Annotated in this window: 12 protein-coding genes; 7 read left to right on the top strand and 5 right to left on the bottom strand. The window is 72.6% G+C overall.

Annotated features, from left to right (window positions below; all coding sequences use genetic code 11):
* Positions 1–160: 160 nt before the first annotated feature.
* Positions 161–1,606: an ADP-ribosylglycohydrolase family protein gene (locus ABD831_RS20130; protein ID WP_344951069.1), complete on the bottom strand. Its 1,446-nt coding sequence runs from the start codon at positions 1,604–1,606 to the stop codon at positions 161–163.
* 127 nt (positions 1,607–1,733) lie between these two features.
* On the opposite strand from ABD831_RS20130, the gene ABD831_RS20125 reads away from it, so the two are divergent.
* From ABD831_RS20125 to ABD831_RS20115, 3 genes are read left to right on the top strand one after another with little or no spacing between them, the layout of a single operon-like run.
* Positions 1,734–2,096, top strand: coding sequence for a hypothetical protein (locus ABD831_RS20125; protein ID WP_344951066.1), 363 nt, complete (start codon positions 1,734–1,736; stop codon positions 2,094–2,096).
* Entirely contained in the window at positions 2,089–2,577 is a 489-nt protein-coding gene (locus tag ABD831_RS20120; protein WP_344951063.1) for a hypothetical protein, read from the top strand. The genes ABD831_RS20125 and ABD831_RS20120 overlap by 8 nt, the downstream gene beginning before the upstream one ends.
* Positions 2,578–2,601: 24 nt before the next feature.
* Complete coding sequence (locus tag ABD831_RS20115; RefSeq protein WP_344951060.1) at positions 2,602–3,849, top strand: lipid II:glycine glycyltransferase FemX; 1,248 nt, start codon at positions 2,602–2,604, stop codon at positions 3,847–3,849.
* 33 nt (positions 3,850–3,882) lie between these two features.
* Here ABD831_RS20115 and ABD831_RS20110 read toward each other — a convergent pair whose 3' ends face one another.
* Together ABD831_RS20110 and ABD831_RS20105 are read right to left on the bottom strand one after the other, a co-directional pair.
* The gene (locus ABD831_RS20110) at positions 3,883–4,863 is read right to left on the bottom strand and encodes a hypothetical protein (RefSeq protein WP_344951057.1); all 981 of its coding nucleotides are present in this window, start codon (positions 4,861–4,863) and stop codon (positions 3,883–3,885) included.
* A 73-nt stretch (positions 4,864–4,936) separates the two neighbouring features.
* On the bottom strand, positions 4,937–5,584 hold the full coding sequence (locus ABD831_RS20105; protein ID WP_344951054.1) for a hypothetical protein: 648 nt from the start codon (positions 5,582–5,584) through the stop codon (positions 4,937–4,939).
* Between the two features lie 344 nt (positions 5,585–5,928).
* Between ABD831_RS20105 and hrpA the strand changes: the two genes are divergently transcribed.
* Together hrpA and ABD831_RS20095 are read left to right on the top strand one after the other, a co-directional pair.
* Positions 5,929–9,954: an ATP-dependent RNA helicase HrpA gene (gene hrpA / locus ABD831_RS20100; protein ID WP_344951051.1), complete on the top strand. Its 4,026-nt coding sequence runs from the start codon at positions 5,929–5,931 to the stop codon at positions 9,952–9,954.
* An 84-nt stretch (positions 9,955–10,038) separates the two neighbouring features.
* Positions 10,039–10,977, top strand: a complete 939-nt coding sequence (locus tag ABD831_RS20095) for a PAC2 family protein (RefSeq protein WP_142180150.1) — start codon at positions 10,039–10,041, stop codon at positions 10,975–10,977.
* 273 nt (positions 10,978–11,250) lie between these two features.
* On the opposite strand, the gene ABD831_RS20090 is transcribed toward ABD831_RS20095, so the two are convergent.
* Together ABD831_RS20090 and ABD831_RS20085 are read right to left on the bottom strand one after the other, a co-directional pair.
* Entirely contained in the window at positions 11,251–13,002 is a 1,752-nt protein-coding gene (locus ABD831_RS20090) for a DNA polymerase (protein ID WP_344951048.1), read from the bottom strand.
* Complete coding sequence (locus tag ABD831_RS20085; protein WP_344951045.1) at positions 12,995–14,161, bottom strand: MalY/PatB family protein; 1,167 nt, start codon at positions 14,159–14,161, stop codon at positions 12,995–12,997. The genes ABD831_RS20090 and ABD831_RS20085 overlap by 8 nt, the downstream gene beginning before the upstream one ends.
* 174 nt (positions 14,162–14,335) lie before the next feature.
* On the opposite strand from ABD831_RS20085, the gene ABD831_RS20080 reads away from it, so the two are divergent.
* The gene (locus ABD831_RS20080; protein WP_344951042.1) at positions 14,336–15,076 is read left to right on the top strand and encodes an EcsC family protein; all 741 of its coding nucleotides are present in this window, start codon (positions 14,336–14,338) and stop codon (positions 15,074–15,076) included.
* A 4-nt stretch (positions 15,077–15,080) separates the two neighbouring features.
* Positions 15,081–15,803, top strand: a complete 723-nt coding sequence (locus tag ABD831_RS20075) for a YkvA family protein (RefSeq protein WP_344951039.1) — start codon at positions 15,081–15,083, stop codon at positions 15,801–15,803.
* The last annotated feature ends 130 nt before the right edge of the window (positions 15,804–15,933 follow it).

The raw sequence follows: 15,933 nt of genomic DNA, 5'->3' as shown, positions 1-15,933 counted from the left end.
GAGGGCCTCCTGTTTGGCGAAGTGAACCTTGAGCAGTTCCACTCCACCGCGGGAGGCCCTCCCATGTCATCAGCTCACAACGCGAAGTCGCATTCCCTCAACCAACGTGCCCGGTCAGTACACCTAGCGGCGGGCGGCCCTCGGCGAGAAGGCGTCGCCGTCAGGCGCCGTGCGCGGCAACCTCCCACAGGCGTCCCTCGCCGCGGATGCCGGGCAGGGCGTCCCGGATCGATCGCTCGGCGAGCTCGGGAGCGACGCCGAGGTCGACGGCATACCGCAGTGCGACGGCCGGGGTGCGCTGGACGCCCTGGCGACAGTGCACGAGCACCCGCTTGCCTTCGGCCCGGAACTGGCGCAGCGCCGACGAGGCGTCGTCGAGGACGAAGTCGAGGTGCGGGTTCGTCTCCTCCTGCTCCTCGTCGTTGATCCAGAACTCGATGTGGTCGCGGGCGGTCATTCCTGCGGCCGGGATGTCGTCGAGACCGAGCGCGCAGAGGGAGACGATGGCCTGCACGTCGAGCTCTCGGACCCGGCCCAGGTCCGAGATGGTGCCGAGCACGATGTCGGGGTCGATCGGGTGCGGCGTCCCGAGGGTGGGGATGTCCGGGTCCCCCATGGACGCGACCGACGGCCACTCCTCGTGCCGGCGCCCGCCACTGGAGGTCGACACGGCGAGCTCGACGAGGTCGTGCGCGCGCAGCCCTGGCCAGCCGTGCACCATGCGGCGCCACTGGGTGGGCACGGCCGAGGCGCCGTAGCGAGCCCCGAGCAGTGAGCCCGCGATGGCCGCGACGGTGTCCGTGTCGTGACCGGCCCGGACCGCTGCCTGCAGACCTCGCTGCAGGTGCATGGCCGAGCCGTCGCCGCGGTCGGTCGTGGTGATGGCGGCCCAGGCGTCCTGCAGCGCGGTGACCGTGTAGCCGTTGTTGCCGAAACCGCCGGGCTCCGCTCCCGTCGCGGCCTCGATCCAGTCGCCCCAGCGGCCGACGTGGATGGCGCTCACGAGGTCCAGCCCGGCGGTGAGGTCGAGGCGTCCTTCGGTGACCGCGACCCGGATCGCCTCCGACCACAGCACGGCCGAGTCACCCGCCAGCGGGTCGGCGTGGGTGAGCAGCGCGATGGCCCGCGCGGCCCGTGCGGTGGCGTGCCGGTCGTCGAGCGCCGACAGGCCGACGATGGGGGTGCGCATGAGTGCGCCGTTGCCGGCCGTCATGCCCGTGCGTGCGTGCAGTGCCTCGCTGGCCCGCGTCAGGCGCTCGTGCGGGGCGCCGGCCAGGTGCTTGGCCTCCGTCAGCACGGACCGGGTCTGGGTCCCCACGTCGGTGGCACCACCGTCAAGCCAGGCCGTGAACGCCTCGGAGACCGCGTCGAGGCCCTGGGCCGAGGCGAGGTCGATGCCCTGGGCGGCGACGCGGGCCACGCAGAGCGTCATCTGGGTGTCGTCGCTCCACTCGCCCGGCTCGTACGGGCCCAGGCCACCGCCCTTCATCACCGCCTCACCGATCGGCGGCGCCGCCATCTCGTAGGGCACGCCCAGCGCGTCGCCGCAGGCCTCACCGAGCAGGACCCCGGCCGCACGGTCGACGGCGATGGGGCGGATCGGCACGGCTGCTCCTCTGACATGGCGACGGTGGTCAGGGATGCAAACTACCGTCCGCGCCGGCTCCCGCGACGCGTGGTCCGACCCTCGACGCCGGTGCGGTCGGGCGATGTCGACGCCGTAGGCTTCTCGCGTGCTCCAACCCCTGACCGTCGTGCTCCTCGTCGGAAGCGGCGTGCTCGGCCTGCTGGCCGCGCACCACCTCCTGCGCGGCCGTCTCGTCGACGACCCGCTCATCATCGTCGGAGCCGTCATCGAGCTGGTCCTGCTCGTGCAGCTCGTCGTGGGCCTGGGCAAGGCGTCGGCCATCAGCGACGGCGCCGAGAGGGCGACCTTCATCGCCTACCTCTTCACGGTGCTGCTCGTCATCCCCGCGAGCGTCGTCATCGCCGTCAAGGAGAAGACGCAGTGGGCCATGGCGGTCGTGCTCGGCGGCGCGCTCGTCGTCGCGATCCTCGTCGCCCGCCTCCAACAGGTCTGGAGCCTCAATGTCTGACACGACGCCCGCGTCCTCGCAGCAGTCCCCGCAGCAGTCCCCGCCCGCCGAGCGCCCGCACACCGGACACGGCTTCGGCCGCCTGCTCGTGGCCGTCTACGGCCTGCTGGCGCTGGCGGCGACGGGGCGCTCGATCCTGCAGATCGTCGAGTACTTCGACAAGGCGCCCGTCCCGTTCCTCCTGTCGGCCCTCGCGGCGGTCATCTACCTCGTCGTGACCATCGGGCTGGCCCGGGGCGACCGCACCTCCGTGCGCCTCGCGACCGTGGCCCTGTCCGTCGAGCTGCTCGGCGTCCTCGTCGTCGGCGCCTGGAGCGTCGCTGATCCTGCAGCGTTCCCCGAGAAGACCGTCTGGTCGCACTTCGGCCAGGGCTACGGCTACGTCCCCCTCGTGCTGCCGATCGTCGGCCTCTGGTGGATCCGCCGCACGGCCCGTGCGACTGCCACCTCCGATGCTGACGTGGCGCGGTCGGGGCACTGAGCCGGCGCCGATAGGGTGGCCGCCATGACCGAGCAGATCCCTGCCCCTGTGTCGACGACCGACGCGCCCGCGCCCGTCGCCGGCCCGCTGACGGTTCGCGAGATCAGCGCAGACGAGGCCGTCGAGACCCTCCTCGAGCTCGGTGGCAGCTTCCTGCAGACACCGGCGTGGGGCCGCGCCAAGGCCGGCTGGCGTCGCACGCACCTCGGCTGGTTCGACGCCTCGGGCCGCCGGGTCGGTGCCGGCCTCGTGCTGTCGCGCACCATCCCGCGACTGTCGCGGTCGTACGCCTATCTCCCCGAGGGACCGGGCCTGCCGTGGGACGTCGTGGCCAGCGACCCCGCCGCCTGGCTCGACCCGCTCGTCGCATGGGCCAAGGCGCACAAGGCCTTCGCGCTGCGTCTCGGCTACCCCGTCGTCTCCCGCATCTGGGACCGCGAGCCGGTCAAGAAGCAGGTCTCCGAGAACGGGCTGCTCAGCTTCACCAGCCTGCCGACGGCCGTCGACAACCCTGCCGCCCGCCGGCTCGAGGCGTGGCTCGACCGCAACCGGTGGCTCCCCCTCGGTGCCGACGGGGTCGCCGTCGGGCAGCCGCGTCTCCTGTGCGTGGTCGACCTGCGTGGCCGCACGGACGCCGAGCTGCTCAAGGGCATGAACCAGCAGTGGCGACGCAACGTCAAGAAGGCCGAGAAGGCCGGCGTGCAGGTGCGCACGGTCGGGCCTGAAGGGCTCGACACCTTCCACGCCCTCTACGTCGAGTCGGCCCAGCGCGACAACTTCCTGCCGCGCCCCAAGGCCTACTTCGACGTCATGGCTCGCTCCTTCGCGTCGGAGGGTGGCGGTGACCATGACGGCGCCGTGTCGGCCCGCTTCTACGAGGCCCACGTCGACGGCGACGTGCTCGCGTCGGCCCTGATGATCCGGTTCGGCCGGACCTTCTCCTACCTCTACGGCGGCTCGACCGAGCGCAACCGCGACGCCCGCGCCTCCAACGCCCTGCAGTGGCAGGCGATGCGTGACGCCGCCGCGGCCGGTTGCGAGGCCTATGACTTCCGCGGCTTCAACACCTCCCTCGGTGCCACGAGCCCGCTCACCGGCCTCCTCCTCTTCAAGCTCGGCGCGGGTGCCGACGTCGTCGAGATGGTGGGGGAGCGTGAGCTCGTCATCAACCGGTTCTGGCACCTCGCCTTCGCGCGGGCCATGGCTGCCCGGATCGCGATCAACAAGCGCCGCAAGGCTGCTCGAGCCACGTCTGACGCCGCCGACATCTGAGGGGCGCCCTCCGAAGGCGGTGGGTGAGGCAGGTCAGCGCCGCTTGATGTCGAAGTACGGACTGATCGAGCAGGTCGCGTAGCGCTGTCCCTGCTGGGTCGTCACGACGATGCCGTCGACGAGGATGCGGCACGACACGGCTCCGCGCACCCCCGATCCGGTCGGGTCACTGATGCGGACCCGCAGGCTGTAGTAGTCGTTGCTCGTCGCCCCCGGGTCGACCGGCGCCTCGAAGGCGAGCGGCGCGGCCTGGACGGGGAAGTCGATGCGCTGGTGGGTCGCGTCCGAGAGGGACACCTCGATGCGCGCGCCGTTCTCGGCATATGTCTCGAAGCGGATCGTCCGGGCGTTCGCCGGGACGGGCGTGACCGGTATGGCCGGGACCGTGACCACCTTCGGCGGGGACGTCACGACGGAGCGCGTGGGCCTGGGCACCGCCGGCACGGTCTTGGTCGCACCCTGGCCCGACGGGCGCTGGCCGGGGACGGTGGTGACGGGCGTCGGGACGGCGATCGGCCGTGTCACCGACGGACGATGCCGGGTGATGCTGACGGTGGGCCGGGCGAGCGGGTCGAGGTCTTCGGCGAGGCTCGAGACCGCCCAGAAGCCGACGGGCACCAGCAACCCGACCATGATCGCGACGACGTGCCACGCCTGGAGCCGACCTCCGAGCGAGCGGGTGGCGGCAGGAGGCAGGGTGATGGTGCGCGGTCCGACCACGGCGGAGAGGCGCGTGGCCGGCGGGGGAGGGGGCGTCGGCGCAGCCCGGCCGCCGGCCCGCTGCGGCACCCAGCTCGACCGGGGCGCCGGCTGCAGGCCGAACGTGGTGTCGTATGCCGTCACGCCCTCGGGCGCCGACCCCACGGTGGGCAGGTCGGCCGGGTCCGCGGGGGTGCCGGGCTCGGCTGCGACGTCGCTGGTGGCTGATACCTCGGCCGACTCGGCCGACTCGCCGGCGGCATCGGCCGTCGTATCACGCGTCGGGTCCGGGTGGTGGGGCGGGATGTCTGACACGGGGTCCCCTCGTCTCGTGTGTCGGCGGCTCGATGCTGGTTCGGTCGTGCGGGTCGACGGTGATCGACGGCGGTCACAGCGCCGGGCTGCACCTCGCCGTCGCGGTGGAGGTGTCGATCGCCACGAGCGTGCTGCCCGCATAGACACGGCACTGGACAGTGCCCGACCCCGAGGCGACAGTCACCTGGACCTGGAGGTCCGTCGGCCGCTCGGCGAGATGGACGTCGAGCGCGTGTGGGGTGCCCTGGTCCCACGAGGCGATCGGAACGCCGCCGGCCGTCGCGTCGATCTGGGTCTTGAGGGCGCTCGCCCGGGCGTCGCGACGGTCCCCGGTGGAGTCCGTCGTCGACACGACCTCGACGCGGACGACGGTGGCGTCGGCAGGCACCGGGGAGACCTTCTGAGACCCGCGCAGCACGGGCGCCAAAGGAGAAACGGACGCCGTGACGTCCTCGGCCGTGACCGCGAAGGAGGGGTCGCAGGACATGGTCTGCGGGTCGGCACCTGGGTCGGACCAGCACTCGCCGGTCACGGTGCCGGACTCGCCGCCGCTCCCGCCGCTTCCGTTGTTCGCGAACCCGATCAGCAGCCCGGGGATGAACAGCAGGGCAGCCCAGCCGCGGCCACGGCGACGCGGCTCGGGGCGCACTGGCGGGGTGGTGAGGATCGTGTGGACCGGCACGCCCTGGGCGTGCCCGGTCAGGGTGACCCCTGGCGTCATCGCGGGCTCGGGGCTCGGTGTCCGGGGGGCCCATGCCTCAGGGGGCAGAGATGCTCCCGCCGTCGTGGGTCCGCTGGGTCGGGCATCGTCCGGGAAGGAGACGTGGCGGTCCTGCTGCGGGTCCGGCACTGCCGGACGGCTGCGGTCGGGATCGGACAACGGTGCCTCGTTTCGGATGGGTGGGACCACGGTAGGTCCTCAGGTGCCGTTCGTCTCGACCATTCAGACCCCGCGAACCCGTGCTGCGTTCCCGGGCCGCGCCTGACCACGGTTTCGCACCTCTCCGCTCGTGACGACCGGATATCCGTTCGGAGCAGTCCTCGTCCGCGCCTATCCTGTCGACCATGCCCGACGAGCCCGTGAACGCCCCCGCGCGCTCGCGGCCACCCCGACGTCGGGGCCGTCGCCGCCCCGCCTCCGGGGAGGCAGCGCCGCATGCGGACGTGAGGCCCCAGGGCTCCGGTGAGGCGACCGATCGACGGGGCTCTGGCCGAGGGCCGGCATCTCGCCGCGCTGGCGGCCGCGACCTGACGCCCGAGCAGCGGGAGGCTCGCCGTGCCGCCCGGGAGGCGACGGTCCCGCCGATCACCTATCCCGAGAACCTGCCCGTCGTCGAGCGCCGCGACGACATCGCCGCTGCGATCCGGGACCACCAGGTCGTCGTCATCGCCGGCGAGACCGGCTCGGGCAAGACGACCCAGATCCCCAAGATCTGCCTCGAGCTCGGCCGAGGCCTCGACGGCGTCATCGGCCACACCCAGCCGCGCCGTATCGCGGCACGGGCCGTCGCCGAGCGACTCTCCGAGGAGTTGGCCGTCGAGCTCGGCACCGCCGTCGGCTACCAGGTCCGGTTCACCGACCAGTCCAGCCGGGACACGCTGGTCAAGGTGATGACCGACGGCATCCTGCTCGCCGAGATGCAGCGCGACCGCGACCTGCGGCGCTACGACACGATCATCATCGACGAGGCCCACGAGCGCAGCCTCAACATCGACTTCATCCTGGGCTACCTCAAGCAGCTCCTGCCGCGCCGCCCCGACCTCAAGATCGTCATCACCTCGGCGACGATCGACCCCCAGCGCTTCGCCGAGCACTTCGCCGACCCGGCCACGGGAGAGGCCGCGCCCATCATCGAGGTCTCGGGGCGCACCTTCCCCGTGGAGATCCGCTACCGCCCGCTCGTCGATCCCGACCGCCCGGACGCGGAGGAGCGGGACATGGTGACGGGTGTCTGCGAGGCCGTCGAGGAGCTGTGGACCGAGCGTCACTCCGGCACGAGCAGCGACATCCTCGTCTTCTTCTCCGGCGAGCGCGAGATCCGTGACGCGGCCGACGCCCTGAACGGGATGAAGCTGCCCGTCACCGAAGTGGTCCCGCTCTACGGACGCCTGTCCGCCGCCGAGCAGCACCGCGTCTTCTCGTCACACACCGGGCGGCGAATCGTCTTGGCCACCAACGTCGCCGAGACCTCGCTCACCGTCCCGGGCATCCGCTACGTCATCGACACGGGCACGGCGCGCATCAGTCGCTACAGCCAGCGCACCAAGGTCCAGCGCCTGCCCATCGAGCCGGTCAGCCAGGCCTCCGCCAACCAGCGCTCGGGGCGCTGCGGCCGTGTCGCCGACGGCATCGCGATTCGGCTCTACTCCGAGGACGACTACGAGAGCCGACCCGAGTTCACCGACCCTGAGATCCTGCGCACCAACCTCGCCTCCGTCATCCTCCAGATGACGAGCCTCGGGCTCGGCGACATCGCCCGCTTCCCGTTCGTCGACCCGCCCGACAGTCGCCAGATCACCGACGGCGTCCGGCTCCTCGAGGAGCTGCAGGCGTTCTCGCCCGAGGACGACCAGCCCGCCGCGGGAGGTCGGCGGCGTCCGGGACGTCGCCTCACGGCATACGGCCGCACCATCGCAGCCCTGCCCATCGACCCCCGCCACGCGCGCATGGTGATCGAGGCCGACAAGCGCGGCGTGCTCAGGGAGGTGCTCGTCATCGTCGCCGCCCTGTCGATCCAGGACCCGCGCGAGCGACCGCAGGACAAGCAGGAGCTCGCGAACGCCTCGCACAAGCGCTTCGCCGACGAGACGAGCGACTTCGTCACGTGGCTCAACCTGTGGGCGTATCTCAAGGAGCAGCAGAAGGAGCTGAGCAGCAGCGCCTTCCGGCGGATGTGCAAGGCCGAGTTCCTCCACTACCTGCGCATCCGCGAGTGGCAGGACCTCCACAGCCAGGTCAAGCAGGCCGCCAAGCAGGCCGGTCTCGACATCAGTCGAGGCTCGGTCCACGTGGGTGAGGGCGAGGTGGACGCCGATGCGATCCACCAGTCGCTGCTCGCCGGGCTGCTCTCGCACGTCGGCGTCCGTGACGAGCAGAAGCGTGAGTATGCCGGTGCGCGCGGCACGCGCTTCGGGATCAGTCCCGGGTCGGCCCTGTTCCGCAAGCAGCCCCAGTTCGTCATGGCCGAGGAGCTCGTCGAGACGAGCCGCCTCTGGGCCCGGGTCAACGCCCGCATCGACCCGGTGTGGGCCGAGCAGCTCGGCGAGCACCTCGTCAAGCGCCAGTACTCCGAGCCGCGGTGGTCGGGCAAGCGCGGCTCGGCCGTCGCGACCGAACGGGTCACGCTCTACGGGGTGCCGCTCGTGGTCGGGCGCGTCGTGGGACTCGGCCGCGTCGACCCCGAGCTCGCGCGCGACCTCTTCATCCGGCACGCCCTCGTGGAGGGGGACTGGCACACCGAGCACGCCTTCCTCCGCGACAACGCCGCCCTCGTCGAGCGTCTGGGTGAGCTCGAGGCCCGCACCCGCCGTCGCGACATCGTCGTCGACGACAGCACCCTCATCGCCTTCTACGACAAACGGGTCCCCGCCGAGGTCGTGTCGGGACGCCACTTCGACACCTGGTGGAAGAAGACACGGAGGCAGACGCCCGACCTGCTGACCTTCACCGAGGAGCTGCTCCTTCGGGAGAGCGCGGGCAGCATCGCCGACGAGGACCACCCGACGACGTGGACCCAGGGCGAGAACGTGCTGCCGGTGACCTACCAGTTCGAGCCCGGCTCGGCGCAGGACGGCGTGACCGTCCACATCCCCGTCGAACGCCTCAACCAGGTGAGTCCAGACGGCTTCGACTGGCAGGTCCCGGGCTTCCGCGAGGAGCTCGTCACAGCCCTGATCCGAAGCCTGCCCAAGGGAATCCGCCGCAACCTCGTCCCGGCGCCGGACCACGCGCGCGCCGTCCTGCCCGAGCTCGACCCGACGTCCGGCCCGCTGCTCGTGGCGCTCGCGACGGTGCTGCGACGGCGGGCCGGGGTGGCCGTCACGGCGACGGACTTCGACGTCGAGCGCGTGCCGCCACACCTCGCCGTCACCTTCCAGGTCGACGGTGCCGACGGACGAGCGGTGGCGACCGGCAAGGACCTCGAAGCCGTCCGTGACGCGGCCACCCCACAGCTGCGGCGGCAGGTCAGCCGCGCCGGCTCAGGTCTCGAGCGCCGCGGGCTCACCTCCTTCCCCGACGAGGGGGTGCCCGACAGCTTCGAGGGCGCACAGGGCATCCAGGGGTTCCCGGCGCTCGTCGACACCGGTTCGGCGGTCGACCTGCGCGTGCTGCCGACCCGGGCCGAGGCCGACGCCGAGCACCGGCTGGGGGTGCGGAGGCTGCTCCTGCTCGGGATCAGCCCGCCGTGGAAGCAGATCCTGGCCCGGCTCACCAACACGCAGAAGCTCGCCCTCGGCCACAACCCGCACGGCAGCGTGCCGGCTCTGCTCGACGACTGCCTCGCCGCCGCGATCGACGCCACCCGCGACGAGGCGGTCACCGACCGTGACGACCACGCGGTCCGCAGTCGGGAGGACTTCGAGTGGGCGCTGTCCGCCGTGCGGACCCACACGAGCGCCAAGGTGGTGCAGGTCGTCGGCCTCGTCGAGCCGATCCTCGCCAAGCACCTCGCCCTGACCAACCGCCTCGCCGAGCTGGACCGTTCGAGCAGCGCGGCCATCCGGCCGATGCTGGCCGACGTCCGCGCGCAGCTGCGTGAGCTCGTGCGCCCGGGGTTCGTCGCCGACACCGGACTGCGCCGCCTGCCCGACCTCGACCGTTACCTGCGGGCCATCGCCCACCGGCTCGACAAGGGGCAGGCCAACCTGGCTCGCGACGCACAGGCGCTCGAGCAGGTCGACCTCGTCGAGGGCCGCTACGCCGACCTGCTCGACTCCCTGCGCCCGGCGCAGCGTGGCGCATCCGAGGTCGTCGACATCGGCTGGATGATCGAGGAGCTGCGGGTCTCGCTCTTCGCGCAGACGGTCGGGACGGCATACAGCGTGTCGCCCCAGCGCATCCTCAAGGCGATCGCCAAGGTCGGCGCCTGACCTGCTGGCCCACCCCGCGACAGGGAATCATGGGATGCGGCGGGGCGTTGCACCCTTCGACCCCGTAGACGAAAGGCCAGACCCGTGCAGGACCCGACCGAGCTCTTCCAGTTCGAGAGCGACACCTCACCCAGCCAGCTCCAGGAGCTGCAGGCTTCGGTGCTCGTCGTCGCCCTCGGTGGATTCATCGACGCCGGCCACACCCAGCGACTCATGGCCGACCACATCCTCGAGACGCACGAGTCGCGCGTCATCGCCTCCTTCGACGTGGACCAGCTGCTCGACTACCGCGGCCGCCGTCCCGTCATGGTCTTCGACCGCGACCACTGGAGCAGCTACGACGACCCGAGCCTGCTGCTCCACCGCGTCGTCGACAAGGAGGGCGTGCCCTTCCTTCTCCTCGTCGGCCCGGAGCCGGACTACCAGTGGAACCGCATGGTCGAGGCGACGACCTCCCTCATCAGGACGTTCGGGGTCGACCTGACGGTCAGCGTCCACGGCATCCCGATGGCGGTGCCGCACACGCGTCCGCTCGGCGTCACGGCCCATGGCACCAACCCGCGGCTCGTCACCGGCAACGACCCGGCGTTCGGCACGGTCCAGGTGCCCGCCAGCTTCTCCTCCCTGCTCGAGTTCCGGCTCGGCGAGGCCGGCCTCGACGCCATCGGCTTCGCCGTCCACGTGCCCCACTACCTCGGCCAGAGCGAGTTCGCCGACGCAGCGGTGCTCGGTCTCGAGCGGGTCCGCGCTGCCACCGGCCTGGACCTCGACCTGCGTGAGCTGTCCGCGACCGCCGGGCTCAACCGGGCCGAGATCAGCCGGCAGATGGAGGAGTCCGACGAGATCACCGCGGTGGTCCGGGCCCTCGAACAGCAGTACGACACCTTCCTCGAGGGGCGCCAGCAGCGCAACCTTCTCGCCACCGACCTGTCCGACCTGCCCACGGCCGACGAGATCGGCGCCGAGTTCGAGGCGTTCCTCAAGGACGTCACCGACGAGGACCAGGGCGACGGCCACAGCTGACCCAGCACCAGGACGAAGCGGGCCCGACCACGTGGTCGGGCCCGCTTCGTCTGTCTCGGGGCGCTCGCGGGGCGCGGTGGCGCTCGCGGGGCGCGGTGGCGCTCGCGGGGCGCGGTGGCGCTCGCGGGGCGCGGTGGCGCTCGCGGCTGGAGCGTCGGCGGCCGTCCCAGCGCGGCTTCGCCTTTCGTATGCCGAGGGCCGCCTCCGATGCCGCTCGCACCGCCGCGCCCCGCTCCCTGGCGGTCGAGTGCTCACTTCTCGACGTGCGGCGCGTCAGGGTTTGGCTTCGCTCCAGCGACGGACGACCGAGGTGTCGGCGACGAAGCGGACCTCGTCGGTGCCGGCCCACGTGCGGGCTGCGCTCGTCAGCGTGCCCTCGACCGCGGCGACCGCGGCCGGTGCGTGCTGCTCGGGGACGTGGACGAGCAGCTCGTCGTGCAGGCACAGCACGATCTGGCCGGCGAGCGGGCGCACCGCGTGGCGCACCGTAGCGGCCCACGCCTTGAAGAGCTCGGCCGCCGACCCTTGGATGATCGCGTTGCGCGCGTAGCGGCCCCGCGCCCCGTCTGCGCCGGTGGCCGAGAACTCGGCACTCCCCGAGGGCTCGGGCGCGCCAGGGCCGAGGGCGGGCGCCGGCACGCGACCGAAACGGATGAGGCGGCCACCCCAGGTGCGCACCGGGCGCCGGGCCACGCCGTCGGCGTAGGCGCGGTCGAGCAGCCCCATCGCGACGGGGTAGGCGCGCTCGAGGTCCTTGAGTGCCTCGCCGGCCGCTCCCGACCGCTGGCCGTACATCGCTGCGAGCACCGCGACCTTGGCCTTGGGCCGGTCGGCACCGAGCTTCGCCGCGACCGGGGCATAGAGGTCGTCCGCTCGGGTCGCCTCGGCGAACGCCCGGTCGGCGCTGACGACCGCGAGCACGCGCGGCTCGATCTGGCCGAGGTCCGCCCGGACGAACACGTGGCCCGGTGCGGCACAGATGGCGGGCCGCAGGGGAGCGGGGAGGTTGTGCAGGCCGTTCTGGGCCGTCATGCGCCCGGCGGCACCGTCGCACGCGGTCCAGCCGCCGCGCAGCCGGTCGTCGGCGCCGACGTGGTCGTCCAGCCAGCGGTAGCCGTAGGTGGTCGCGATGCGCTCGTCCTTGCGCCAGCGCAGCAGCGCGTCGACCAGGGGGTGGGTGTGCCGGTAGGGCTCGAGCACCCAGGCGCGGGTGTTGGGCACGTCGACGCCCGCGGAGAGCAGCAGGTCGCGCACCTGCGCGGGGTTGCGCAGGTCGGTGCGCTCCCGGCCGGGCGCGTGGCGCAGCACGAGCGCGTCACGTTCGGACCGGATGCGTGCTGAGTCCGCGTCGTCGAGAGGCCGTGGCCCCGCGGAGGCCGCGATGAGGTCCTCGGCCGCCGCCCGGTCGACGGGCAGCCCGTCTCGTTCGAGCTCGAGGCAGAGCACGGCTGCCGCCGACTCGGACCAGACGGTGCGCTCGAGGCGGCCGACGTGCGAGCCACCGATACGGCCCAGTGCCTGACGCTGGCTCGTCTGGCACCCGAGTGCCAGTACCGCCAGCTCGCGCAGGCGGGCGTCGTCGGTCGCCCACGTGAGGGCATCCGCACGGAGGTGGCCGGCAGCCGTCAGGAGGGACACGTCGTCCCCGGCCGCGACGTCGAAGAGGTCGCCGTCGAACCCGCTGAGCCGGGGCGTCCGCGCCGCGGGCACGTCGGCCTCGTCCAGCCCACGGCACCCGGCCACGACATGGCCCGGGGTGGCCCACCACCCCCCGTGCACGATGCGGTGCGCCTCCGCGAGGTCCCACGTGCGCGACACGTCGACGCCGGCGTCGACCACACGACGCAGGGTGGACGCGGCGGACCACACGACCCACCGCGGACCCACCCGCGCCGTCGTCTCCTGGAAGCGTCGCACCACGTCGCCGAGCGACCATGCCTCGTCGAGGCCCGGCCCCACGGCATACGCCCCCTGAGAACCGACGACGAGCGCGACGAGCGGGGGCCCGAGATTCTTGTCAGGCAAGGATGCTCGCGATCCGGTCGACCGCGTCGCGGAGGATCTCGGGCGACGTGGCGTAGTTGAGGCGAGCGTGCCCCTGGCACCCCGAGCCGAAGATCGGGCCGGGGGAGAGCGCGACGCGCGCACGGCGCAGCACCTCACCGGCGGGGTCGTCGCCGAGACCGAGCCCCCCGAGGTCGAGCCAGGCGAGGTAGGTCGCCTCGGGCACGACGAGACGTGGGCCGGGCAGCTTTTCGGCGACGAGCTCGGCGAGCAGGTGACGGTTGGCGTCCAGCTCGCCGACGAGCCGGTGCAGCCATTCGCGACCGTCGCGGTAGGCCGCCGTCTGCGCGATGACGCCGAGGTGGCTCGCGCCGAACGTGACGTAGGGGTGCAGCCGGCGCACGGCGTCGACGGCGCCCTCGCCCGGCACGATGATCGCCGCCTTGAGCCCGGCGAGGTTCCACGCCTTGGAGGCCGACGTCACGGTGACGCCGCGCTCCGAGCCGGCGACGGTGAGGTAGGGCGTGAACGTGCTCGTCGGCAGCACGAGCGGTCCGTGGATCTCGTCGGAGACGACGCGCACGCCGTGCTCGTCGGCCGCGCGGGCCAGTGACTCGAGCTCGGCCCGGGTGTGCACCGTGCCCGTCGGGTTGTGCGGGTTGGACAGCAGGTATGCCGTGCGCGAGCCCCCGGCGGTCTCCCTGGCGAAGACCTCGGCGAGGCCGGTGAGGTCGAGGCGGTGGTCCGGCCCGAGCGGTGCCTCGACGACCCGTCGCCCGCACGCCTCGATGACCTCGTAGAAGGCGTTGTAGACCGGCGGGCTCACGACGACCGGACCGCCCGGGTCGGTGAACAGCCCCAGCAGGTGCGTCACGCCGGACAGCACGTCGGCCACCCGGGTCGTCGTGCGCGGGTCGAGCTGCCACGCCCACTCGGCGTGGGCGAACGCAGCGAACTCGGCGGCGTACTCCTCGGTCAGGGCGTAGCCCGTGTCGCCCCGCGACACGGCGGCACCCACGGCGCCGACGACGGCTGGGCACGGTGCGCAGTCCATCTCTGCGATCCACATCGGAATGACGTCGGGGCCGTGGACGCCCCACTTCACCGAGGTGCGGTCGCGCCGCAGGTCCGCCAACGGCACGCCGAGGATGGGTGGCTGCCTCGCGCTCGTCTCGCCCATGGGGCGACCTTACGAGAGGCGACCGACGCCGTCTCCCGCGGTCCCGCTGCCGGGTCGACTGGGTACGAGGGTGCCACGGGCGACCGCGGCGGCATACGGTGTCGTCGGCGGCGCGCAGGAACCGAGACACACGACGTCGGACGAAGAGGGTGGCAACTGGTGGGCATCTTGGGCTTGAGCAGGACCGAGACGGTCGAGGCATCGAACGCGACCGCCGCGAAGCTGCGGCGATCGAAGGACGCCGGCGCGCTCGAGCGGGCCGCACTGCCGGCCGAGGGAGGCCTCTCCGGAGCGGCGACCCGACTCGTCGAGCGGCTCCTCGACGTCGGCATCGACGGCAGGGGCCCCTTCGACCCCGCCCACGAGGTCGCTGCCAGCGCCCTCAAGCACGCCCGCGGGGACGCCGACCAGGCGCTGCGGATCATCGTGCGCGACCACCGCCAGCTCGGTGCCGTCGGGGGCTTCGTGACGGGGCTCGGCGGCTTCTTCACGATGCCGATCTCGCTGCCCGCGAACGTCCTGGAGTTCTACCTCCTCGCCACGCGCATGACGGCGGCGACGGCCAAGGTGCGCGGTTACGACATCGACCAGCCGGAGATCCGCTCGGCGATCCTGCTCACCCTCGCCGGCGCCGACAGCGACGACCTGCTCAAGAAGGCCGGCCTGCAGGCCGCCGGAGGCAAGCTCTCGTCGGTCGCCTTCGACCGGCTGCCCGCCCCGGCCCTGATGGTCCTCAACAAGGCGGTCGGCTTCCGGTTGCTCGGCCGCATCGGGCAGGGCACGTTCGCCCGACTCGGGCGCGCGGTGCCTCTCGTCGGCGGTCTCATCGGGGCGGCGATCGACGTGTACATGCTCAACGGCATCGGCAAGCAGGCCGCGAAGGAGTTCCCGCCCGTCGAGACCTTCGGTCGCTGAGCGCATGAAGACCGCGTCCCGCATCAAGATGGCCGCGACCGTCGCCTCGGTCGTCCGGGCCTCCACGCGTCCCGGAGCGCCGAGCATCTCCGAGCGCGTCCAGGCCGTGCCCCGTCTGGTGCGCTGCACCGTCGACCGGACGTATGCCGGCACGACCCTCAAGCGGCTCGGTCTCGTCGCGGGCGCGGTCGCCTACGTCGCTTCTCCGGTCGACCTGCTCCCGGAGGCCGTGCTGCCGGTCGTGGGGGCTGCCGACGACGCCGTCGTCATCTCGTGGGCGATCAGGACGTTCTTCGAGGAGACCGACCGGTTCATGGCGTGGGAGGCCGGGCAGGGTCTGCGCCGGTCTCGGGCCACGAGCCACGAAGCCGGCCGGCACGCGTCGGCCGCGGTGCCCATGGACGCGCCGGGCTCGACTGGTCCGGGCGGCCGGGGCAGCGCTGCGAACGCCCTGGTCCCGGTGACGGGCGTCGGCGGGAACTCGGGCCTGCGGCCCGACCGGGACACCACCGGTGCAGCCGCTCCGCGCAGCCTCCTCGACGGCGTGGTACGCCTGCCGGGCGCGGGCTCCCGCCAGCGTCCGAGCACCGGCTCGACGGGCGGGCACGGCACCCGGGCCGCGGCCTCGGGGTCGAGCCGAGGGGATCGAGTCAGGCTGCCCGAGGGCGTCCGCCGGGCTGCGACCGACTACGTGCTCGAGTCGGTCCGCAAGCGTCTGGAGCGCTGAGACCGGGCCCCGACCTCGCGGTGACGGCCGGCGGGGCGCCCTGGATCCACACCCCTTCGCCGTGACGGTCGTTCCTCCACAGGTGGGCCAGTGGGTCTGCCCAGCTCCGAGCAGGGCGGCGAGGCTCGGT

Origin of the sequence: Terrabacter ginsenosidimutans (assembly GCF_039539425.1) — a bacterium.
In the GTDB taxonomy this organism is placed as follows: domain Bacteria; phylum Actinomycetota; class Actinomycetes; order Actinomycetales; family Dermatophilaceae; genus Terrabacter; species Terrabacter ginsenosidimutans.
This window is presented reverse-complemented; position numbering and strand designations above follow the sequence as displayed.

Coding starts and splice junctions, on each gene's coding strand:
- ABD831_RS20115 (WP_344951060.1), top strand. CDS start 2,602: ATGACCGAGCAGATCCCTGCCCCTGTGTCGACGACCGACGCGCCCGCG.
- ABD831_RS20075 (WP_344951039.1), top strand. CDS start 15,081: ATGAAGACCGCGTCCCGCATCAAGATGGCCGCGACCGTCGCCTCGGTC.
- ABD831_RS20120 (WP_344951063.1), top strand. CDS start 2,089: ATGTCTGACACGACGCCCGCGTCCTCGCAGCAGTCCCCGCAGCAGTCC.
- hrpA (WP_344951051.1), top strand. CDS start 5,929: ATGCCCGACGAGCCCGTGAACGCCCCCGCGCGCTCGCGGCCACCCCGA.
- ABD831_RS20105 (WP_344951054.1), bottom strand. CDS start 5,584: ATGACGCCAGGGGTCACCCTGACCGGGCACGCCCAGGGCGTGCCGGTC.
- ABD831_RS20085 (WP_344951045.1), bottom strand. CDS start 14,161: ATGGGCGAGACGAGCGCGAGGCAGCCACCCATCCTCGGCGTGCCGTTG.